Genomic DNA, 23,069 nt, shown 5'->3' on the forward strand with positions numbered 1-23,069 from the left:
TGTTTGAGCAATTCAGAACATATTTTAAGCAGGGATAAAATAGATGACGGCAGCCCTTTTGAGGCTGCCGTCAGTGTTACTTTGAATAGGTCGTAACCTAGTTTTTCATGATACGGTTAGTGGACTCCATACCCTGGCCCACCACCTTCAGAATGTACATGCCCGACTGCAGTTGCTCCAGGTTCAGCTCCAGTCGGTTCACACCCGCGTCAAGCTGCACGTCCTTGTTCATTACCCGACGTCCGTTCATATCGTAGATGGTCATCACGGCTTCCTGCGCCTCTGGGGCCATCAGCGTCACCTTGATCACATCCTGGAACGGATTCGGATAGGCCTGTGTAGCGAGCTCACGCGCCAGGCCCTTGGCGTTCACCGCAATCACATTGCTGTAGGCAAACTGCCCGTCGGTATCCACCTGCTTGAGTCGGTAGTATACCGTGCCCTGCACCGGCGTGCGGTCCGTGAAAGTGTACTTGGTCTCGAGGCTGGTCGTGCCTTTGCCTTTCACCGTGCCTACTTTCTCGAAGCTTCTCGCGTCCAGGCTGCGCTCTACCTCAAAGCGGTCGTTGTCAAGCTCTGAGGCCGTCAGCCACTCCAGGTGCGCCTGGTTGTTGCGAACCGTCGCCGTGAAGTAAACCAGCTCGACTGGAAGCGGGACAATAATAGGGGCCTGCCCATAAATCCTTATAGTAAGTGGGCTATCGGTTGTGGAGCCTGTGGCGTCTGTTGTCCTGACCGTAAAACTAAATTCCCCTGGCGTCGGTGGAGTGCCCTGCCGGATAACGATGTTGCCGTTAGACTGCAATTCCGCCCACGTAGGAAGTGTGCCAATTGCGACGGCAGCGCTTCTAATACCCCCGTCGCTATCAGTGGCGGTGGCCAGTATATCTCCGGCTTTATATTCATTTACAAATCGTGGGGGAGTAATAATGTACTCTGCAGGGCAGTTTACTGTAACGCTTACACTGCTTTGTGATGTAACTGGTGTTGACTGTCCGCAGCTTGTCACGATGGTCCAGGTGAAGGTATGAACACCGGATGGTAGTCCGGTCACAGTTGTTCTGGGGTTCATCGGTTCAGTAATGGTGCCTCCTGCCGGGCCGCCAGTCTTCGTCCAGGTGCCCACGCCAGGCGAGGCATTATTGGCGTTAAGCGTAACAAGTCCGCATACCGTTTGATTTGATCCGGCATTGGCTGTAACTGGAGTTGATGATGGTGTAGCTGTCACGGTAGTAGCCAGCCTGACAGGTGAAGAAGCACAGCCTCCTGTCACTTCTACATAAAAATTTCTGCTGCTGGTTATTCCGTTAGGGTAACTAGTAGTTCGCGAAACTATTTCGCCCGTACCGGTAAAGCTTGTGCCTACCTGAATTCCTGCATCATCACGAATGGTATAGGTATAGGTGCTGTTAAATTCTGTGGCGACACTGATGTTCACCTGCTCACCAGCACAGGGTGTCGGTTTGTCAATTGTAACAGCTCTGCGGAGCAGTGGTCCCTGATTTACTGTGACAGTTGTAGTACGGTCGCTTAGGGAAGTGCATTGGTTACCAGAAGGAGTAATAAGTACTCCAAGCTCGGTTGTTGCATAGAGCGTTAGATTCGATGCCAGCGTAATACTGCTTGGTGCACTAGGTCCAACTGTCACGGATGGGCTTAGTGTAGCTCCCGTGTTTCGGTTGATAAGTTGGTAGGTAGTGTTTGCAGAGGGGCCATTTAGTGTAACATTAGTTGTAACTGAAGAGCAACCCGATGGTACGGAAGCAGCTAGCGAAGTAGGTTGTGCTGGTGCTGTCAAAACAGTAACAGATTTATTGCCGCCTATACCTGTAACTGGAGGGCAAGTGCTCCCAGGTACTACAGCTCTTACTGACAAAGTGGAAGAACTTGCACTGAGCGGCCCTGAAGTAAGCGTAAGCGGCCCTCCTGTGCCTAATACAGAGGCGCCAGTAGGCACACCGTTGTTGGTGATCACATATGAGACACCCTTCTCAGAGCCTCCTAACGTAACATTCACTGTGCCATTGTAGCAAATCGAAGAAGCGCTTAAAGTGGTGGTAAATGTAGATGTGAGCGCGCGGCATTGTACCGTGGAAGTGATGGGTGCACTTGGACAAGCGGAAGCTCCATTTGTAAATGTGGCCGTTACCACAGCTCCGGGAAAAATTTCAAGACCGCTTAATCCTCTCAGCTCCCAGGTGCCGGATGCAGTGGTAGCCACAGCTGGGTATAGGGTGCCGTCCACGTTCAGCGATACTTCATAGGTCATTGTACTGGTGCTGGCAGGACCGGTGCCTGTAATATTGACCAGGTCTATGGTGGAGGCCGGGGCTGTGATCGGGTTTATGGTAAATGTAGCGCCAGCAGGTATAGGCAGGGGAAGCGCCCCTGAAACCGAAGCTGAATTTACGCTGCGTACTTTCCTTGGTGCCTTGGCACGAGCCGTTACAGTAGTACCTGCAGGTATGCCTCCACCTGCAGCAGGTGAGAAGTTAGCTACCCAGGTACCCTGTGCCGTAACTGTAGCGGTAATCGGAGTCGTGTTGCCGCTTTGCGTCACCAATGTGCCATTTCTGGCTCCGGCAGTCCCTCCTGTGTAGAACTGAAGAACAGTACCGGCAGGCTCAGCGGACGTGCCAGTCAGCGTCGTGATTCTTCCGCAATCCGGTGCGTTGATGGTAGGAGGTGTAGTTGTGGCCTGTACTGTTAAGAGGTTGGAGGCGCTGGAAAAAGAGTTAGGACAACTGATGTTTCCACCTCCGGTGAGGGTTCTGGTGGTTCTCACATTCACAATGTCGCTAGGCTTCAAGGTTCCAGCCGGAATGGTGATGGACCAGTTAGTAGCAGCTGTGGTTGACGTTGTAATTGCCATTCTCTGGCTCTGTTCCACTGCGTTGATAAAAAGAACGACTGTTGTATTAGTGACTGAGGCTGTAGCGGCCACAGTGCCTGATATTGTAGTCAGGTTTGCCGGTGCCTCAAACCATGTGGCAGAGTTGGTGCTATTAAAGGAAGTATTATCGTAAGTGACACTAGTGATGGACACAGTTTCAGTGTTTACACCAGGGTTCTGCCCGTTTCTAAAACACAACTGATTCGATCGAAGGGATTCACAACCCGACACAGCATTGGTAGTGCTGAGAGGTATAGCAGTTGCATAATAGTTGCTTTCATTTACTGAAAAAGCAGGTGTTGTCCAGCTATAGGTTGGTCCTGCACCGCTTGGGGTAAATTCATGAGTGCCGATAACAGTACCTGAAGTGTTGTAAATTGTGATCCGCTGGCGCTGGTTCAATGTAGTGCTTCCTACAAACTGCCTTGTAGTGTTTCCGGTGCCACCAGTTAAGCCAGTTAGTACAGGTGCAGGTGTAGAAGTGCAAATACCAGCTACTACAGTTACAGGTGCTGAAAGTGCCGAGACTGTTTTATTGCTAGGTGTAACAGTAGCTGTGATGATGTTGCCAGACTGCAGCATGGTGCTTGATAAGCCAGATAGAGTCCAGGTGCCGTTTGCACTTACTGTAGTGGTACCAATGGAAGTGCCGTTCCTAAACACAGTGATTAACGAGCCGGCTGCCTCTGCCGATGTGCCTGAAATAGAAGTGCTATTTGCTTGAATAAGTGAGCTAACTACCGGGGGAGTGGCTGCTATTTTAGGAAATTCACCTGCCCGAAGCTGGTTCAGGCTAGTAGCCGGGAAAGTATTGATTAGAGCGTTCCAGGCAGCCTGTTTGCTGTAATTGTAGGATGCAAAATTTACCCCGCCCACATCAGAAACCGAGCCTGTGATACCGCTCTGGGCGCTCGTTATTGTTATACCTGACATGCGCAAGGGCGTGCTTGCCGTTAGCAGGTCGGGGCCTGTAGTAGGAAAAGCTGACAGAGGCACATAAAAGTCATAAAAGTAGTCCGGGTTGTTGCTGTAGGTAGAGGCAGCAACCGCTCGCTGTGAAAACTGATCGGCTGAGCCTGACCATATCTTTCCACCACCACTCGGCTTGCCCCTGTGATCGTAGATACTCACTTCAAAATTAGAGGCAAGCACCACTTCAAACTCAAATCCTGGATTGGGTGTGGTAGACGGGTTGCCTCCGGCTACCAAGTCTCCAAACTTATTATTGGTGTCGATTAAAACACTATATCCTTTTGAGGCTGTGGAAGCGCCACCAAGCCTGATTCGGAACATCAGGTGAGTTCCATTGAAAAAAGCAGCAATGGGTGAGCCAGTAGAACCTATATCAGCTGCTGAAACAAGATCTGTATGGCCTCCGCTTGATCCGGTTGTTAAATCCCCGGTTGGCTCGTTGACTAAAGCAGGAAAAGGACGATAAGGTATTTCACTGAAGTTCGCACCTTCATCTCGCATATTAACAAATCCCTGTGGCGTTCTCGGAACAGAGACGTATCCGTCTTCATTTGGATCTAACACGTTTCTTCCTGTGCCCGCAGCTGGCTTATAGATAAGCCCAGGAGTTTGGGCAAGAGCATGATGCAAAAACAATGAGAGCAGGAGTATCCCAAAAAGAGAAACAATAGATCGTTTAGAGTAAAATTTTACATGCATATAAGTTAATTCATAAATTGACTTCACACCGGGTTATTGGACTGGATTCTTTAGAACATCTCGATAAGATTGGACTGTTTAAGTGTTAATGACTGTTACGGGTAAGTGTAAATACCAATTCATACAAAATACCGCTAGTTTTTGTTTTTATTTTATTGAATATTTTGTGACAGAACGTAAAATCGAATTGCATTAATTATGAGGATGTGAGTTTGAAATGTTGTCCATTTCAAGGCAAACGAACAAATCTCAGATAGTAGTAGTGATACTATCTGGCTAGCTGATATTCGAGAAGCCACCTACGGATAGAGCTTATCTTTCTTAAAAAACCATAAGTATTTATACCTAGATTTGTAGGTGTCAGAGTTGGTGTATGGGGGTATTAATGGGTGAGTGGTTTTAGTATCCTATAGCTATACTTAACCCTTCGGTTAAAGGGCATCATTCACCGAAACCAGCGGGTAGTTGAGGCCGATTATTCTTGTTCTAAGATGTAAGTGCCTTGATGATGACGGTCGCCGCATTTCCTCCGAATCCTGCTGCATTGATCATGATACGTCGTAGAGGTTCGGTCGAAGGGGCAGGGAGTAGGATAGGGTAATCCGGCCGGATAATTTGCTGAGACCTTAGTAGGTGCATCGCATACTGGAGACTCAGTGCACCAGATGCTCCTAAGGTGTGGCCAATCAGGTGCTTATTAGTTGTTAAAGAAGGCGGGTTTTTGCTAAATACAGTATTGACCGCAGCTACCTCTGCGTGATCCCCAGCTTTGGTTCCCGGCGAATGCGTGATGACCACATCAACTTCCTGCTCGTGAGCAGCTAGTTGAGACAAGGCGTGTCGCATGGATTGCTGAAAATTGAGTCCATCAGCAGAAATTCCCGTTTTACTCTTAATAGGCTCAAAACCGAATCCAACCGCCTCAATGATCACGTCTCCCTTTCGGAGCTGAGAGACCGATGCTTTCTCGAGTGCCAGCACGGCTGCCCCTTCGCCCAGCACAAAAGTGTTGTAGCCGGAGGTGCCGTAAGGTTGGCAAGGGAAGGGCCGGTTATACAAAGGGGAGTAAATTCCGATCGCTTTCATCTGGGCAATCGTGAAATCGGTGAGCGGCGCTTCGGTGCCACCTGCCAGGAAGCGGCTGGCCATACCTGCCCGAAGCCAGGCAACGCCGTTGGCTACGGCCATCAGGGCAGTGCTGCAGGTAATGGAGTGACTGATCTGCGCACCGCCCGCATTGACAGCATGTCCCACCCAACTAGACAGATTTCCCAAGGTTGTGGTAGGGGAGGCGGAGGCAGCAAGACGCTCTTGCTGAAAAGCCTCGTAATGTTGCTCAAATAAGCCGGTGGCTCCTCTGGAGGAGCCGATATTCACAGCCAGGTCGTGTTGTGGTCCTGCGGGAGCGCTCAACCAGCCCGCCTGCTCTGCTGCCTGACGGGCAGCGTAAATGGCCATCAGCACGGAGCGGTCCAGTTGACGATAGATGGGATTCTCTGCCTGAAGTTTTCGTAATGCCGCCTCGCCTGCTGCTGAGAGAGCGGCTACAGGAGTAGCTTGCCCCTGATGTTGTAAAACAGGAAAACCAGGACGGCCAGACAGGTAGGACTCTGCTGTAGACGCCTTATCTATACCTAGCGGCGAGATAGCGCCACAGCCCCTGATCACGATATGTTCTCTTGCGTTTTCCAACCTCAGGCAAAGGTAAAAACAAAGATCGGGGTGACAAACGTGTGCCACCCCGATCTTTGCTCAATGAAGTATGGTAATTAGTGCGATTTGATCAGTTTGGTGGTAGAATTGACGCCGCCGCCCGTCACCCGAAGGAAGTAAACGCCTGTCGCCAGGTTTTGGGTTGAAAGTTCAAGCGTGTTATACCTGCCCTCAGACACAATCGTTTGCTCGATCACCACACGGCCCTGCGCATCTGCCACCGTTACCTGTATTGTACCAGCAATGTCGGAAGCTATACCTACCTGCAGGCTGTGAGAGAAAGGGTTCGGGTAGGCTTTAACCGAAGCGCTTGATTCCTTCATGTGCACTGCTATAGTTTTGCTGTATTCAAAGGCGCCATCATAATCCACTTGGCGCAGACGGTAGTAGTTTATGCCAGTGCCCGGATTCTTGTCTGTGAAGGTATAAGAATTGGTCAGACTGCTGGTGCCTTTGCCTTTTACCTGGCCAATCAGGGTAAACTTGCGTCCGTCCTGGCTTCGTTCCACTTCAAAGCGGTCGTTGTCGCGCTCGGAAGCAGTTGCCCATTGCAATAGCACTTGGTTTTGCTGGGTCACGGCTTTAAATGATACCAGTTCGACCGGAAGCGGCGTGATGCCCTGCAGTTCGATCTTTTGCTCGAGCTCAACAAAGCAGCCAGAGCTGATGTTGCGGGCTGCAGCGGTATAGGTTTTCTTCTCAGTGTTCACCACATCCGAAACAAGCACTACATCACCCCCATTGCCTGCCACCGGCGCTCTGAAATCCGTGCCATTCATACGGAGCTGGTAAAGTACGTTCACTTCCGAATTTCTGATGATCAGGTTCATGGTACCATCCGCATTAAAGGCGCCTTCTATGAACTCGAGCGTCTTAGAGGGCATGGCATTTACCGTGATGGTCACTTCATTGCTCATTTGGGTACCGCAGTAGGTCGGCGCTATACCGGAGGTTGCCTGTACGTAAAAGTTGAAGCTACCCGTTGCATTCAGGACAGGAGTTTCAAGTGTGATCTGTCCGCCCGTGCCAGCCACCGGCGCACCCACAGCGCTGTTGTCCGCTTTCAGCCTGATCTGATAATTCACATTTGTCTGTGAGCTCGATACCGTCAGTATAGCTTTTGTACCAATGCATACCTGTGTGTTATGCGCCGTTACCATAAATGCAGCCGGGTTTGGATTCACCGTGATATTGACCGTGCTATTCAGCTCAGCCGCACCGCAGCCAGGGCTTTCGCCACGTACGACGGCCACTTTTATTCTCTGGGAAGTACTGAGCGGGTAGGAAGTAAGCACAATATCACCACCGTTACCAAGCACCGATGAACTCAGGTCGGCTGTATTGGCATCGTTCCGGAGCGTGTAACTGATGCCGATCTCAGAGTTGCTGATCCTGATCATGGCGCTGCTGTTCTGGCAGATCGCGGAGGCGATGGCAGTTACCGCTTTGGTTCTGTCAGGTATAGCGGTAGAGCACTGTACTTTCACGATGTTCGATACTCCACTTTCGTTGGTGCCTACAGTACCTGAAGTCGCCGTCAGTGATCCGCCCGCATACAACAGCTTTTCGATGTTGCTGCCACCCAGTCCATTTACTGTCCAACTTCCGGTTCCTGAAGAGATAACAGAGCCTAGGAAATAACCATCAATGTACAGGTTAATATTCGTGCTGGCTGGTCCCGTACCAGAAACAGCAGTCGCCCCCTCCATATAAGATCCTGTAATGACAGGTATAGCGGGTGCTGTTGTAGCAGCCTGAACAGTCACGGTATTTGATAAAGCACTGGCGCCTTTGCCTGGAGCGGTGGCAGTCGCGGTAATGGTGTTGCCGCTTGTAAGCGCCGTAGTGGCAAGGCCGCTAAGTGTCCAGTTGCCATAGGCATCCACTACCGGGCAGTTGGTAGAGCAGATGGCCTGTCCGTTTCGGTAGACAGTGATCACGGTGCCGGCAGGCTCTGTTGAGGTTCCGGATATGGTGGTAGCGCCAGCCCGGATTGGACCGTTCACGACCGGAGCAATTGAGGCTTCCGCCATTACAGTTACTGAGGACTCGTTCGACACGCAGATGTTAGGAGACAGCGCACGAGCCGAAACTACCTGACCTGCCTTCAGCACCATGCCTGACATCGTCCATGCTCCTGTGCTGGTCGCTGTGGTGTTGCCGAACAGCTTTCCGTTGATCAGCACGATAACAGTAGCGTAGGCTACAGCCGTACCCGCGATAGCCGTGGTGCTTTGCAGGATCGGACTAGTTTTAATAGTTGGGGTGGCGGTGGTGCCCAGGTTGCCTTTGCCTACGCATACCTCGTTTGATCTGGCAGATGCACATTTGCCGTTTCCTTCTTCCAGTATCGCATAATAGCTGCCGTTACCCAGGGTAACTGTTCCGGACACACACCCTTGTCCTGGGCTACAGTCGGTTGCATTTATACCGTCGCGGCACGTCCAGCCCCAGGTACCATTGGCTCTCACCGGAATATCAGGTATACCCAAAACAGGTCTGTCAGGCTCTCCGAATTTATAGATCCTGATGATGCTGCCTGCAGCTACACCAGCCGGCACTGTCCCGGTAAATCCTTTGTCCGATGCGCATAGGATGGTAGGAGTCGCACTTGGGGTGCAGACAAAGGCCGGCGCTATCACAATAACCTCATTCGATAAATTAGAAACGGACTTACCAGAAGCAGTAGCCGTTGCTGTCAGTTTATCGCTGGCGGCAAGTGAGGTGTTGGCAGGCAAGGTATAGGACCAGGTGCCGCCGGAGCCTACTGTGGTCGTGCCCAGTACTGCACCATTCAGGTATACCGTAATTACTGTGCCTGCGGCTTCAGTGGAGGTGCCGGAGATAAGAATAGGGTTTGCAGTAGTAGAGGTGCCAGCGCTGTAGGTGCCCGAAATGATGGGAGCAACGCTTCGTAAAGCCGGGAAATCAGAAGTGGGCGTTACGTTCAGGGAAGTCGGGATAATGCTTTTAATAATGTTGGTGAACGCTGCCGCATAGTTGCCAGCGTATACCTTGTCATCTATACCTCCTACATCAGAAATAGGCCCGGCCAGTGCACTGTGTTGTGCGCTCATCACCGTGTTGGCCACCATGCGCACCGGCGTGCTGGCATTGAAAGACGGAATGTGTTTGGTGATCTCGGAGAAGGGGATGTAGAAATCGTAAAAATAGTCCGGGCTGCCACCGTTTGTGGTGTAGGCGATTGCTTTCTGGGCATACTGCTCATAAGGCAGGTTCACCAACTGGCTATTTGCAGCAGGAGACGATACACCATCTACATTGTAAAGGCGTACGCCAAAACCGGTGGCCAGCACAATTTCTACTTCAAAACCTGGGTTTGCTACTGTGTAGTTAGGGTCAGCGTCGGGGCCTGTGTTGCCGAACTTGTTGTCGGTATCGATCAGGATGCTGTAGCCTTTTGAGTTCGGCGCTATACCTCCCAGACGGAAGCGGAACATCAGGTTGCCACCAGAAAGGTAGGTATACACCGGGTCCACGTTGCCGTACAGGTACGAGAAATCAGAAAAACCATCGGAAGGGCCACGCAGCAGGTCGCCGATCACCTCGCCTGAAGGGAGCGGCAGGGCGCGGTACGGAATCTCACTTTCCTGCACATCGTTGAATTTAAAACCCAGCGGAGTGGCAGGGCCAGAAACATAGCCATCGCCGTTCGGGTCAAGCACGGTTCTGCCTGCTCCAGTGGCAGGCTTCACAATCATGCCTTTGGTTTGGGCGCGCAAGGCAGGTGTTACGAATAATACAAGCACCAGGCTCAACAAGACAGCCTTGAAGAAGGGTAAAATTTGAATCATATAGGTTAAGAGAATAATGGTGTAAAACTTAACCCTCCGATAGATAATATAGAGATGGCGAATCCTACTTAGCTAAGCCTAGCTGGTTAATGGCTGGTTCGGAAGAAAATCAAATGCCATTTTCTATAGCACTTTTAATTTAGGTATAAATAGTATTATTGTAAGTGTAAGTATTTGATAATCAGTCGTAATTTTTTTGGGTGTGCTGAAGTTTTGGATACTTCCGGACATAGCTAGCGCGGGATGCTGAATAATAATTTCCAAAAGTTGGAAAGTCTCTTCCTAAGAGTGGATTTTTTTGAAAGATTTGGATTTAAAATGAGGGGATATGGTGAAGGTGGGAAGAGTAGCTGTTGAGCGTGAGGTGTTGTCCTGGACTGAATAATTTTTGCAAAATACAACGTAAGTTTCTGTTTAAAAGCTATTTATGTATAGCTTTAGTTAGTGCGACTTCTCTGCGTTATTAGCTCTATAGATAGTTATTCACCATTGTTTATTGCACAATTTACTTCATCTTTCCCAAAATGAATCTGTCATCGTTTCATTAATCGTGCAGCGTCGTGTGGGTAGGCGGCTCAAAGTAACGGTCCCCCGTGATCAGTTGCTGCATACCCCGGATTGTCTGGTATACCTGGTCGAGTTGCTCGTCCGTGATACAATAGGGTGGGATAATGTAAATGATGTTACCGAGCGGACGGAGAATGACTCCTTGCTCCAGCGCAAAGCTGTAGAGGGTATCGCCCATTTTATTGAAATAGGAGGTTCCGTCTGCCTCAAACTCAACAGCCAGTATGGTGCCCCGCTGGCGCACTTCCAGTACCTTCGGTAGCTTCCGGAATTGCTGAGCAAAAACAGCGTGACGCTGGCCGATGCGCTCTATATGCTGCTGGGTCTCCTCTTGCAGCAAAAGGTCCAGGCTGGCCAGTCCGGCGGCACAGGCGACGGGGTTTGCGGTATAGCTATGCCCATGGAAAAGGGTTTTGCGCTTGTCGTCGCTGAGGAAGGCCTCGTAAACTTTCTCGTTGCAGGAGGTTGCGCCCAAGGCCATCGTGCCGCCTGTCAGGCCTTTTGAAAGGGCCACCATATCCGGTTTGCGCTGCAGGTAGTCGCTGGCAAAGATGTGGCCCGTGCGACCGAAGCCCGTCATCACCTCGTCGGCGATGGTCAGGATGTCGTGCTGCTGGCAGACTTCGAGAAGCCGCTCCAGTACTTCCGGGGTATACATCACCATACCGGCCGTACCCAGTACCAAGGGTTCATAAATAAAAGCGGCCACATCGCCTGCCAGGGCATAAGCCTCCAACTGCTTTAAAGTTTCTTCTTCGTTGCCAGCTACAGGTACATCGATAAAGCATACCTCAAATAGGTAGGACCAGAAGGGTGCGGTGAAAGCGCTACGGGCACTCACGGCCATCGCTCCGAAAGTATCGCCATGATAACTGTCGCGGAAGGCGATGATCTTGCGCTTCGGTATACCTGTGTTCTGCCAGTACTGGATGGCCATTTTCAGGGCCACCTCCACGGCGGTAGAACCATTGTCGGAGTAGAAAATACGGCTTTGTCCCTGTGGCAGGATTTGGATCAGGCGTTCGGCAAAGGTCACGGCGGCGGGGTGCGTGAAGCCGGCGAAGATGACGTGCTCCAACGTTTGTAGCTGCTCAGCCACTTTCTGGGCAATGTAAGGATGTGCATGCCCGTGCAGGTTCACCCACCACGAAGCAACGGCATCCACATAGGTCTTACCATCCTCGGCATAGAGCAGCGCACCCTCACCCTTTACAATAGGTATAGCGAGGGCGGCAGTCTTCATTTGCGTGTAGGGGTGCCAAATGACCTGCTGATCGCGGGTGGCAAGATTTGGGGTGGTGGACATGGTACGATGTATGCGCTTTGCTGCGAAAGTAGGCAAGGGGAGGGGATTTACCTACCGTTTCTGGGGAAAAAGCGCTTGAGTATACGTTTGCCTCGGCTGAGCATAGCGGGTGAGCCGTCTTTCATCAGGAACTCGGTCTGGGCCAGTAATTCGTCTTTCACCCAGGGAAATTCGGGCTGCAGGTATACGAGCACGTCCAGGCAGTTGACTTTTACCGCGACGGGTGTCCGTGGGTTGATCAGCCACTCGAACATAGTCTCTACCACGGGTTCACGATCGGGCAGTGCGCGCCATGCCGCTTTATAAAGCGGATTGGCATCCGGGTTGGCGCAGCACATCAGTATTTTGGAATAGTGCCGCTGGCAGCTCTGGTTATGTTGTGCCGGCAGCTTGTCAACAAAAGCGGGCAGGTATGGCAGAAACTGCTTTGGGAAGGTGTAGGCTACATACTCCAGCACCCAGGCAGCGCGAAAGGCCACTGACCGGTCTTTAGGAGAAGAACTAAACACTAAAAGCTGTTGCACCGACAGCTTGCCCGAGTTCGTTTTCGCGGCGAGCTCCTGTATCTGAAGTTTGCCTAAGGGCTGACTTAACTTCTGCAGCAGTTCCTCTTCTTCCATAATCCAGGTATACGTGATGCAGGTATAGCACCTGTTTAAATCTTACCCTGACTCAGCTGTCTGCGAGACAGGCAACTGAACCAGAATGCGTTTTAAAGTACAGTAAGTGTCGTCGTTTTGTAGAGTATTCTCAATAGGCAACTGTGCGGTTTATCCTTTGTTATAGCAGCTTATAAGTGGGGTACGAAATCTTTAGCGTACTGAGCCACAGCCTCCTGGCAGAAATCAGCTTCCTGGCGGATGGATGGTAGACGGCGCAAGCCGGTATACTTCACAATAAAGTCTTCGGACGTCTGGTTTTCTTCGCCATTAAAAATGATGCCCGCCACCGGAACCTTGCGGTAGCGCAATACCTCCGCCGTGAGCAGGGTATGGTTGATCGAGCCCAGGTAGTTTCTGGACACCAGGATCACCTCCAGCCCCAGCTGCTGCACCAGGTCCAGCACCAGGTAGCGCTTGTTCAGGGGCACCATTAGACCACCGGCTCCTTCCACAATCAGGTTGTTCCGCGTCTCCGGCAGTTTCAGCCCGTGCACATCGATCTCGATGCCTTCGGCAGCTGCGGCTTTGTGCGGAGACGCCGCTATCTTGAGACGGTAGGCTTCGGGGTGAAACACAGATTTTTCATTCGAAACCAGACTCTTGACCATGTCTGTGTCGGTGAAGTCCAGGCCTCCTGCCTGCACGGGTTTCCAGTAGTCGGCTTGCAGGGCTTCGGTGAGTATGGCTGCGGCAACTGTTTTGCCAACGTCCGTTCCGATGCCTGTTACAAAATATCTTTTCATGTACCTTTCGCTATGGCCTGCACGAGGCCGTCAATTTCTTCTTCACTATTATAGGTATGCACGATCACGCGGAGCCGCTCTGTGCCGGCGGGCACAGTAGGAGGCAGCACGGGGCGCACATCAAATCCAGCAGTTTGCAGCGCAGCCGCCAGCGCCTTGAGTTGCCGGGACTGTTGCGGGAAAACAGAGAGGATCACGCTGTTTTCCGGGGTGCAGCGTATGCCGCTAAGTTTGTTCAGTTTCTGGTACAGTCGGGTCGCTAACTGCTGCGCGCGCGCGCGCTCAGGCGCCAGATCGGGCAGCAAGGTATAGGCACACTTGAGGGCAACCAGCGCATGTTTTGGCAGACCTGTGGTGTAAATAAATGCTCTACTATAGTTAATCAAAAAGTCGCGCAGCACCTGCGGCCCCACCACGGCCGCCCCATGTGCGCCCATGGCTTTGCCATAGGTGATGACCTGCGCAAATACCTGTTCCTCCAGCCCAAGGGCCACGGTCAGGCCTTCGCCTTTGGGGCCGTACAAACCTACGGCATGGGCTTCGTCTACTATCAGGGCGGCACTGTGCTCGTTACATACCTGCGCCAGTTCCGGCAAAGGCGCCTTGTCGCCATCCATGGAGTAGACCGACTCCACGACCACGTATACCTGCCCGGTCGCGTGCTTCAGCTTCTGCCGCAAATCCTCCACGCTGTTGTGGCGGAAGGCATAGGTCTTGGCAAAGCTCAGGCGCAAACCGTCTTTCATGGAGGCATGGCTGGCCTCGTCATAAAACACAGTGTCGCCACGCTGCGGCAGGGCAGACAACAGGCCTACGTTAGCCGTATAGCCCGAATTGAAAAGCAGCGCCGCCTCCCCCTTGTGGTAGGACGCGATGATACCTTCCAGCTCTTCGAAAAGGCCGTGGTTGCCCGATAGCAGTCGGGAGCCCGTCGCCCCCAATGGTAAATGTCTATAGTGCTCCTCTTCCTTGTGGATGAGCGCCCGCAGTTTCTCGCTGCGAGCAAGGCCGAGGTAGTCGTTGGAGCAGAAGTCAATGAGCCCGGCGGTGGTTTTGAGTGCGCGCAAAGTGTCCTGCGCAGCCCGCTCCGCCAGCTTCTGCTGTAATTTATTTTTCAGGACATCAGACATTGGGAAGAATTCAGCTTTCTGATTTCAATTCTCAAGAGCGATCATCCCCCTGCCCCCTTCAAAGGTGGACTTTTCTCACAATGTGTATTTCAAGGAGAATGTACGCATATTGAGTGTCTCCCTTTGAAGGGGGCAGGGGGTGACAACCGTTTACAAGAAAATAGTCTTTTGTCCTTTGTCAAAAAATCCTTTGTCAGGCCATCGCCATGAACCTAGCAAACGTGCTGAGCCTCTTCTTTGAATGACTTGCGTGGTGTCAGACCTAACAGGTCGAACATGGCTTTGTCTGCGTCGAAATCCGGGTTCGGGGTTGTCAGTAGTTTCTCTCCTGTGAAGATAGAGTTGGCGCCGGCCAGGAAGCAAAGGGCCTGATCGGTGACGCTCATGCGCTCACGGCCAGCCGACAAACGCACCATGGTTTTCGGCATCAGGATACGGGCCGTCGCGATCATGCGCACCATTTCCCAAACGGTCACCAGCGGCTGGTTCTCCAGCGGCGTGCCCTTAACCGGCACCAGTGCATTCACCGGAACAGACTCCGGGTGCTGTACCAGGGTAGACAAGGTATGGAGCATACCGATGCGGTCTTCGTCCGTTTCACCCAGTCCGATAATGCCACCCGAGCAAACGGATATACCTGCCTTACGCACGTTCTCGATCGTGTCGAGGCGGTCGTCGTAGGTACGGGTTGTAATAATATTCGAGTAATTCTCTTCTGACGTGTCGAGGTTGTGGTTATAGGCGTAAAGGCCGGCCTCTTTCAGCTTTTCGGCTTGGTACTCGTTCACCATACCCAGGGTACAGCAAACTTCCAGTCCCATCTCGTTCACGCCCTTCACCATGTCGAGCACCTTGTCGAAGTCGCGGTTGTCGCGCACTTCGCGCCAGGCTGCCCCCATGCAGAAACGGGTGGAGCCGCCGTCTTTGGCACGCTGCGCGGCCGAGAGCACCTGCTCCTGGCTCAGCAGTTTGTGTACATCTACACCCGTGTGGAAACGAGCCGCCTGCGGACAGTAGGCACAGTCTTCCGGGCAGCCGCCAGTTTTGACTGACAACAAGGTACATACCTGCACCTCGCCAGTCGCCTGGTATTGCTTATGTACTTGGGCTGCTTCTACGATCAGTTCCAGCACCGGCTTGTAGTAGATCGCCTTGATCTCTTCCAGTGTCCAGTCGTTACGAATTACTGCGTTCTGTCCGTTTTCCATCATATTCCTCGGGTTTGGATTACGAAGGTAATTTGAAGATTTAGGAATAAAAAATCAAACCTGGTGGTATGTTTGGTGGATAACTTGTTAACTATTTCAGCTGCTGTACTATTCTTGTGGATAAAATGGTTTGTTAATTTGTTGGGAAACAGAATTTGCCGGGTCAGGGTTGGAACACAGGTATAGAGAGCGGGATTTAGGATGGTTGCTTGCTCAGGGTGAAGGTTGGTTTGGGCAGATGTGTGGCAACAGTAGAGGAGATTTTCAGGTATACCTGTATCTGTATATGGTATCGTTCTTTCCTGGCTTGTTCTTCTATGCATCTGACCTCTACTTCTACAGTCATCACACCACTGCTGCTTTCGCCTGAAAAAGTGTTCCGGGGCCTTGTCAGGTTAATTATCGTGCTGCTGCTGGCTGATATTGCCGGGATTATACTGGACAGTGTGCTGCAGTATGAGTCCAGGCTAACGCGAATACTGATGTATTACTTTACCTTCAACGGCGAGAGTAACGTTCCTGCTTTTTTCTCTTCGGTGATGCTGTTGGCCGCCAGCGGACTCCTCTTTCTGATTCACCGTCAGCATAAGCTCTCCGCACCGGAAAGCTATACCCGTCACTGGTTTATTCTGGGGTGCATTTTCCTATTCATGGCCATTGATGAAAACACGCAGGTACACGAGCGGGTGGCCGATTTTGTACGCCCCCGTCTGGCGACCGACCTGTCAGGTATGCTGCACTGGGCCTGGGTGGTGCCCTACAGTGTGCTCACGCTGGCCGTGGTAGCCTATTTTCTGCGTTTCGTGCTCCGCTTGCCCACCTATACCCGCAAGCTGATCCTGCTGTCGGGCGCGCTGTTTGTGACAGGCGCATTGGGGCTGGAGTTTTTCGAAGGCTACCTCTACAAGCGCTACGGCATCGACCACCTGTACAACCGTATCCTTTATTGTTTGGAGGAATTGCTGGAAATGACTGGCGTAGCGCTCTTCATCTATACCTTGCTCGACTACCTAGCCAGGTATGGCACACAAGTGCTGATCACTCCCAAAGACAGCGAAGCATAAATATTCGTACCTTTGCAGGTATACGGCCATACGCCCACTATCTCATACCTGAATCTATGTCATTTTCCTCACTGGGCCTTTCGGCACCGCTCCTCCGTTCCATCCAGGCCCACGGCTATACCGCCCCTTATCCCATACAGGCGCAGGCTATACCTGCCATTCTGAAAGGGAAGGACCTGCTAGGTATAGCGCAAACGGGTTCCGGTAAGACGGCCAGTTTTGCACTACCTATCTTGCAGATGCACCAGCAGAAACAACCCGGCCGCAACCGCTATGTGCGCACGCTGGTGCTGGTGCCTACGCGCGAACTGGCAGTGCAAATTGAAGAGGTGTTCCGTGCTTTCGGAAAGAAACTTGAGCGACCTGTCAAAACGCTGGCAGTGTTTGGTGGCGCATCGATTAACCCGCAGATGATGAAGCTGAGTGGCACCGATGTGCTCGTGGCCACACCCGGCCGCCTGCTGGACCTGATCGAGCACAAGGCGGTGCACCTTTCGGAGGTAGAAACGCTGGTGCTCGACGAGGCCGACAAAATGCTGAACCTGGGATTTCAGGAGGAGGTGAACAAACTGCTTGCCCTGCTTCCTGCCCGTCGACAAAACCTCTTGTTCTCAGCCACGCTGAGCCAGGATGTGGAAGACCTGATCGCAAAGCTCCTGAGAGACCCTGTACGAATCACGGTGCAGGAAGAGGCTACGGTACCCGAGCTGATCAGGCAGGTAGCCTATCAGGTAGATCCTGAAAAGAAGGGCCCTTTGCTGCGCTACCTCATCCGGCAACACGACATGCAGCAGGTGCTCGTGTTCGCCTCATCTATCCGCACAGCCGACAACGTGGTGGGCAAACTGAAGAAGCACGGGATAGAAGCGGCAGCTTTTCACGGCGACAGAAGCCAGGGTGGCAGAACGGAGGCGCTTCGTCAGTTTAAAGCCGGCAAACTGCGGGTGCTGGTCGCTACTGACCTAGCCTCGCGAGGTATAGACATCAAATTTCTGCCCTACGTGATCAATTACGAACTGCCCCGCTCTCCCAAAGACTATGTGCACCGCATTGGCCGTACCGGTCGAGCCGAGGCTTCCGGCGAAGCCATTTCGTTGATCACGCCAGAAGACGCGCATCACTTCAAGATCATCCAGAAAAAGATGGGAGTAAAGGTAGAAGTGTTACCCACTGACACAATTGACCTGCAGGGACAGTAGCCAGGTATAGGGACAGAAGTCGAGCCTCGTACCTATACCTGTATTCCTAACTCTTTTTGAGCAGGTGACTCAGGTCGCCAGCCCGGAACCAGCGGTAGCCGTAGGCATCAAGGGTGATGTAATGCCGGCCTTTCTCGTCGGCTTCGCTGGTATAGTTTACCATCAGGTCTACCAGTTTGTACTCTTTCTCTTCCTTGTCGTTTTTCTGCTGCTTCATGTCCAGGACTACTTCGTGCGCCATCATGTCGAAGTTATGCAGAATGATGAGCGAACTGCCCTGCCAGCTGTAATGTAGGCAAAGCACCGTCTCTTTGTTTGTTTTCAGGATCTGCCAGTCTCCCCAGCCAATTTCGGTACATTCTTGCCGCAGCCGGATCAGCGACATCATCCAGTTTAGCATGGAGTTCGGGTCGCGGCGCTGATTCTCTACATTGATGTGGTGGTAGGAGTAAGGGCCCTTGTCGATGATGGGGTGCACCAGTTTTTCGGCCTTCGAGAACCCACCCTGAAAATCGTCCGTCCACTGCATGGGGGTGCGTACGGCATCGCGCTCTTTCAGGCTCAGGTCATCGCCCATTCCAATCTCGTCGCCGTAACGGATAACGGGAGTGCCGGGCAGCGAGAACATCAGGCTGTAGGCCAGCTCGCTCTGCTGCCGGTTGCCGAGCATGGTGCTCAGGCGGCGGCGAATGCCGCGGTCGTAGAGTTGCATGTCTTCGTCCGGGGCAAAACGGGAGAATACCTCCTCGCGCTCCTCATCCGACAGGCGGCCCAGGTCCAGCTCGTCGTGGTTGCGCAGGAAGTGGGCCCACTGCACCGTGTGGTGGTGCGTGCGGGTGGCCTCCAAAGCTTTTTCGAGGGGCTCGACTTGGCCTGTGGCCAGCGCATAAAAGACGTACTGGTTCACATAGAAATTAAACATCATGTGGATGCCGTCGCCTTTCTCACCGAAGTATTTTTTGTTTTCCTCAGGCATCACATTGGCTTCGCCCAGCAGAATCGCCTCGCCGCGACGCCACTGCACAAATTGGCGCATTTCGCACAAGTAGTCGAAGTTCAGCTCGTGCTTGCTTGTGTTCGGCTCCGGCGACTCGATCATAAAGGGCACGGCATCCACCCGGAAGCCGGCTATACCTAGCTCTAGCCAAAAACCGATGATGCGCTTGATCTCGGCCCGCACGTCGGGGTTGTCCCAGTTCAGATCGGGCTGAAAATAGTGGAAGCGGTGGTAGTACCAGGATTTGGCTTTTTTGTCGTAGCTCCAGGTTGACTCCTGTACCCCCGGAAACACCATGCCTTCATTCCAGTCAGACGGTTTTTCTTTGTTCCAGACGTACCAGTCGCGGTGCTTGGCGCTCTCGCTGCTGCGGGCGTCCTGAAACCAGGGGTGCTGGTCGGAGGTATGGTTCACCACCAGGTCAATGATGACCTTGATGCCGCGCTTGTTGGCCTGGTGCATAAACTCCACGAAGTTGCCGCTGGAGCCATGGCGCGGGTCTACGCCATAGTAGTCAGAAATATCGTAGCCGTTGTCTTTGTTGGGGGTGGGCTGAAAAGGGGCGAGCCAGATGCAGTCGATGCCCATGGCGTTGAGGTAGTCGAGGCGGCGGGCAAGTCCTTCGAAGTCGCCCACGCCGTCGCCGTTCAGGTCCATGAACGTTTCAAGGTCGAGACTGTAGATGATTGCATTTTTATACCAGAGCTCTTCAAGCATAGCGAATCGGTTATGGGGTGGTGAAAAAGTGATTCGTCTATACGGGAGAAAGCGGGCAAAAGTCGGGCCGAGGGATCTGGGAGGTTCACGAAGCAGAGGCTAAGGCAGGTATAGCCTGATCGTTATTGATTGTTTTTAGCTGCTTTCCAGTTTTCGTAGCGCATCTCAAATTTTATCTCGCTGCGTCCGTGTATACCGATCTCTTTCCAACCATGCCTGCGGTAAAATTGCTCGGCTCGCGTGCCTGGGTCGGTGCCCAGCCAGAGGGTATCTTTTGTTTGCCGGAAATACCAGTCGAGCATGATGTGGTGCAGTTGCTTGCCTATACCTTGGCCTTCAAATTCGGGAAGAAGGAACAAGGCCCACACATTATGCTCCTGCAGGTCCACGATCGAGAAGCCCACTATTTTCCCATCCACCTCGCATACCCAGCCTTTGCCGCGCTCGGTCAGGTATAGCGCGCAGAGTTCGTCGGTCACCAGCGTCGGGTCGGAGAGAATATTCTCTTTTACCGAATGGCGGATGATCTGGAGTTGGGGGATGTCGGATGTTGTGGCTTCGCGGTAGCGCATGGCAAAATTAGTTGAATTTCAGTCGGAGATATTGAAAGTCATCTTCAGTGAGGTCACCCTGTTTTTCCCAAAATGTTTCGATGGAGAAAACTTGAAGAATGATGGAAGAAGGTGATTTCCATACAAAATCATCTGGTGCCCAAACCTGCTGGTCAATTTCGATAAATTTGGATATGGCAATGGGGCCTTGCTGATTTTGGTATTCGTGTTCTACTTTCCAAACTTGTATACCATTCGGAACGCCTTCCAGTCCATAAGCCATACTTAGATTGGCCAGCATTTTCTTGTCCGGAGAGATAGTAGGACAGTTCCAGAACGTTGTGATCTGGCCAGTTTCTTTATCGACCGCATAACACTCGAAATGTTCCCAAAAGCTACCGCTAACTAGGTATTTATCTAGTTCTTTGTATTGACCCAGGTACTGGTATTCCCTTATTGCATCATCATCGGTGTCAAGTAGTGTATCAGTGAAAACAACATAAGGATTCCAGCCCCTTTTTGTCTTCAGTCTAATTGCGCTATCTACTTTACGTACCTGCTGGGTGTCTTGCAGAAAGCTATCCTGAAATAGGTTCTTGGCGTCTTGAAAGTCTTCTTTCGTTGCCAGTTCCATCAGAAACAAGCCAAGGGCATTACTTCTTGATTCGGTGACCTTTTTATCAACAGCTTCTTCCCGCACAGATTTTGATTCTGGCGATTCTGGCAAAGAATCAGAACTCTTATTACAGGAAGTGAAAAATAGAAACAGGAATAGAAGTAAGTGTTGGCGCATGTCAGGATTGCTATACCTAAAAGTATAAAATAGTCAGGTGCAAAACATTCATAGCGGAAACAAAAAAAAATCCCCCACTCTCTAGAGCGGGGGATCCTCCTATACCTATCGTGAATCTTACTTTTCTTTCTCCTCCACCACCTCACCGTTGCGGTAAAGCCTGGTCTTGTATACCTTGCCGTCTTCGTTGTGGTACTTCCAAGTACCGGTAGCCCGGTTGTTGCGGTGCTGGCCGAGCACTTCCACTTTGCCGTCTTCGAAGTATTGTTTGTAGGGGCCGAAGCGAAGGCCGTCTTTGTAGCTAGTTTCTGACTTAAGTTTGCCGCTCTCGTAATACTCCTTACTGCTCACGATTTTACCATCGCCTTTGCCGTAGGTATACCTGGCTTTGGCCTGGCCATTTTCATAGTACACCACACGTTCCCCGGTCAGTTTGTCGGCGTTAAAAGTTTCTGCTATTTCTACCTTTTTGCCAGGGGCGTCATAGTAAGTTTTCCAGTTACCGGTGCGCAGTTTATTTTTGTATTGCTCCTCGGTTTTTATGTTGCCAGAAGGGTAGTAAGTCGTGATTTTGCGGTCGTCGCCGTTGTTGCTGTACTGGCCTTCTTCCTTCAGTTTCCCGTCTTCGTAGTAAATCTGTGAAAGGCCCTGCACCTGCCCGTTGCGGTAAGTGATCATGCTGCGTAGGTTACCGTTCTCGAAATAGGCTTTGGATGGGCCGTGCATTTTGCCGGACACAAAGCTGCCCTCGGTGCTGAGTTTGCCACTGCGGTAGTAGCTTTTGAAGGTGCCGTTCCGCTGGCCCGCTACATTGATCACTTCGGTCTCCAGCTGGCCGTTGTCGAAATAGGTTTTGTAAGAGCCTTCCAGCATGCCGTTGCGGTAAGTGCCTTCAGTTTCGAGGTTGCCGTTGTCGAAGTAGGTTTTGGCCGGACCATTCTGCTGGCTGTTTTTGTAGGTAATCTCCGACTTCAACTTGCCATTCGGGTAAAACTCACGCACCAGCCCCTCCGGAAAACCATTCACAAAGTTGGTTTCCTTGCGCACTTTGCCATCGGCATAAAACGTCTTAAATACGTTGCTCTGCTGGTCCTTCTCATAACTGCCCTCCTGCAGCAAGCGGCCGTCCGGATGAAAAGCACGAAACGGACCCTGTTTCTGGTCCTGCACATAAGTTACCTGCATGCGCGGCTGCCCGTTCTGGTAATATTCCGTGAACACGCTGTCTTTCTTACCGGCCACGAATTTGGCAAAAGCCTCGCGTTCACCGGTAGGGTAGTAACGGTTGTAGTAGCCCACAATGGCCGAATCCGGCGTCATGTAGTAGACCTCTTTCACGCTGGTCATGGACTCATCGTGATAGGTGGTCACCTTGCGGAGATTCTGACCGAAGGCTACGGTGCTCAGGAGCAAGGCCACAGGTATAAGCGAAAGCAATTTCGACATGGGTACTAATTTCTGTCTATTTCTAAGGTATAAGGCTATACCTTCTTTTTGGTAATTTCTTTTGCGACCAGCTTCATAAACGGGTCGGTATCGCGCACGTATTTCTGGGCCAGTTCAGCCGCTTTGGTCGGGTTCACTTTGTTCAGACTTAGCAAGGCACGGCGGACCACATATTTATCTTCGCCGTCAATCAATTGCAGCAGCATTTTCTCACGGCCTTCCACTTCCACATGGCCAAGCAACTCCGCCATCTGCCATTTGGCCTGCGGCTGATTCGAGAAAACGGCCTTCCGCACGAAACGCAGCGGGTCTTCTAATTTCTCTTCTACACTTTTGAGCACCACGCCCGCCTCGTTGTCGATGGCCAGGGCATACACCAGCTGTTGTGCCAGGTCATGATTGAACTCATTGTTAAGTAGCTCCAGCGCCTCGTTGGCCGCCTTGTGCAGCGCTTCCCAGCTAGGATAGTCGGCTTCCCACTCACCCAGACCTCTTTGTTCGTTGTAAGTCTCGGGTGTCATCTTGGCCCATTCCCAAAACCTGGCCAGTTCAGTTTCTAATGTCATGTGTGCTCTAAAAGGGATAAACACCAAA

15 protein-coding genes are annotated in these 23,069 nt (G+C 51.8%); 2 read left to right on the plus strand and 13 right to left on the minus strand.

The features are described 5' to 3' along the window. Nucleotides 1–97: 97 nt before the first annotated feature. From B0B12_RS20530 to bioB, 8 genes are all read right to left on the minus strand, one after another. Nucleotides 98–4,186 (minus strand): T9SS type A sorting domain-containing protein, encoded by a 4,089-nt coding sequence (locus B0B12_RS20530; RefSeq protein WP_244554545.1) that lies wholly within the window; start codon nt 4,184–4,186, stop codon nt 98–100. Between the two features lie 864 nt (nt 4,187–5,050). Then, the gene (locus tag B0B12_RS00110) at nt 5,051–6,256 is read right to left on the minus strand and encodes a beta-ketoacyl synthase N-terminal-like domain-containing protein (RefSeq protein ID WP_076665500.1); all 1,206 of its coding nucleotides are present in this window, start codon (nt 6,254–6,256) and stop codon (nt 5,051–5,053) included. Nucleotides 6,257–6,333: 77 nt separating this feature from the next. Beyond that, nucleotides 6,334–10,092 carry a T9SS type A sorting domain-containing protein gene (locus B0B12_RS00115; RefSeq protein WP_083704026.1) on the minus strand — a complete coding sequence of 1,253 codons (3,759 nt, stop codon included), beginning with the start codon at nt 10,090–10,092 and terminating at the stop codon, nt 6,334–6,336. Between the two features lie 544 nt (nt 10,093–10,636). Next, on the minus strand, nt 10,637–11,965 hold the full coding sequence (bioA, locus tag B0B12_RS00120; RefSeq protein WP_076665502.1) for an adenosylmethionine--8-amino-7-oxononanoate transaminase: 1,329 nt from the start codon (nt 11,963–11,965) through the stop codon (nt 10,637–10,639). A gap of 47 nt (nt 11,966–12,012) precedes the next feature. Further along, complete coding sequence (locus tag B0B12_RS00125; RefSeq protein ID WP_076665503.1) at nt 12,013–12,585, minus strand: hypothetical protein; 573 nt, start codon at nt 12,583–12,585, stop codon at nt 12,013–12,015. A gap of 170 nt (nt 12,586–12,755) precedes the next feature. Then, the gene (bioD, locus tag B0B12_RS00130; protein ID WP_076665504.1) at nt 12,756–13,370 is read right to left on the minus strand and encodes a dethiobiotin synthase; all 615 of its coding nucleotides are present in this window, start codon (nt 13,368–13,370) and stop codon (nt 12,756–12,758) included. Further along, the gene (locus B0B12_RS00135) at nt 13,367–14,500 is read right to left on the minus strand and encodes an aminotransferase class I/II-fold pyridoxal phosphate-dependent enzyme (RefSeq protein ID WP_076665505.1); all 1,134 of its coding nucleotides are present in this window, start codon (nt 14,498–14,500) and stop codon (nt 13,367–13,369) included. Before B0B12_RS00135 ends, bioD begins: the two co-directional genes overlap by 4 nt. Before the next feature lie 212 nt (nt 14,501–14,712). Then, nucleotides 14,713–15,711, minus strand: coding sequence for a biotin synthase BioB (gene bioB / locus B0B12_RS00140; RefSeq protein WP_076665506.1), 999 nt, complete (start codon nt 15,709–15,711; stop codon nt 14,713–14,715). Nucleotides 15,712–16,025: 314 nt separating this feature from the next. Here bioB and B0B12_RS00145 point away from each other — a divergent pair, with 314 nt between their 5' ends. After that, nucleotides 16,026–16,772 carry a multidrug transporter gene (locus B0B12_RS00145; RefSeq protein ID WP_076665507.1) on the plus strand — a complete coding sequence of 249 codons (747 nt, stop codon included), beginning with the start codon at nt 16,026–16,028 and terminating at the stop codon, nt 16,770–16,772. 56 nt (nt 16,773–16,828) lie between these two features. Further along, complete coding sequence (locus B0B12_RS00150) at nt 16,829–17,971, plus strand: DEAD/DEAH box helicase (RefSeq protein WP_076665508.1); 1,143 nt, start codon at nt 16,829–16,831, stop codon at nt 17,969–17,971. Nucleotides 17,972–18,017: 46 nt separating this feature from the next. On the opposite strand, the gene B0B12_RS00155 is transcribed toward B0B12_RS00150, so the two are convergent. The 5 genes from B0B12_RS00155 to B0B12_RS00175 all read right to left on the minus strand — a co-directional run bounded on the left by B0B12_RS00155 (nt 18,018) and on the right by B0B12_RS00175 (nt 23,041). Beyond that, complete coding sequence (locus tag B0B12_RS00155; RefSeq protein WP_076665509.1) at nt 18,018–19,685, minus strand: alpha-amylase family protein; 1,668 nt, start codon at nt 19,683–19,685, stop codon at nt 18,018–18,020. Between the two features lie 122 nt (nt 19,686–19,807). Next, nucleotides 19,808–20,257: a GNAT family N-acetyltransferase gene (locus B0B12_RS00160; protein ID WP_076665510.1), complete on the minus strand. Its 450-nt coding sequence runs from the start codon at nt 20,255–20,257 to the stop codon at nt 19,808–19,810. A 7-nt stretch (nt 20,258–20,264) separates the two neighbouring features. Beyond that, nucleotides 20,265–21,029 (minus strand): hypothetical protein, encoded by a 765-nt coding sequence (locus tag B0B12_RS00165; protein ID WP_076665511.1) that lies wholly within the window; start codon nt 21,027–21,029, stop codon nt 20,265–20,267. A gap of 117 nt (nt 21,030–21,146) precedes the next feature. Beyond that, nucleotides 21,147–22,475: a toxin-antitoxin system YwqK family antitoxin gene (locus B0B12_RS00170; RefSeq protein ID WP_076665512.1), complete on the minus strand. Its 1,329-nt coding sequence runs from the start codon at nt 22,473–22,475 to the stop codon at nt 21,147–21,149. A gap of 35 nt (nt 22,476–22,510) precedes the next feature. Next, nucleotides 22,511–23,041, minus strand: coding sequence for a hypothetical protein (locus tag B0B12_RS00175; protein WP_076665513.1), 531 nt, complete (start codon nt 23,039–23,041; stop codon nt 22,511–22,513). Between the last annotated feature and the right edge of the window lie 28 nt (nt 23,042–23,069).

Origin of the sequence: Pontibacter indicus (assembly GCF_900156345.1) — a bacterium.
Taxonomy (GTDB): domain Bacteria; phylum Bacteroidota; class Bacteroidia; order Cytophagales; family Hymenobacteraceae; genus Pontibacter; species Pontibacter indicus.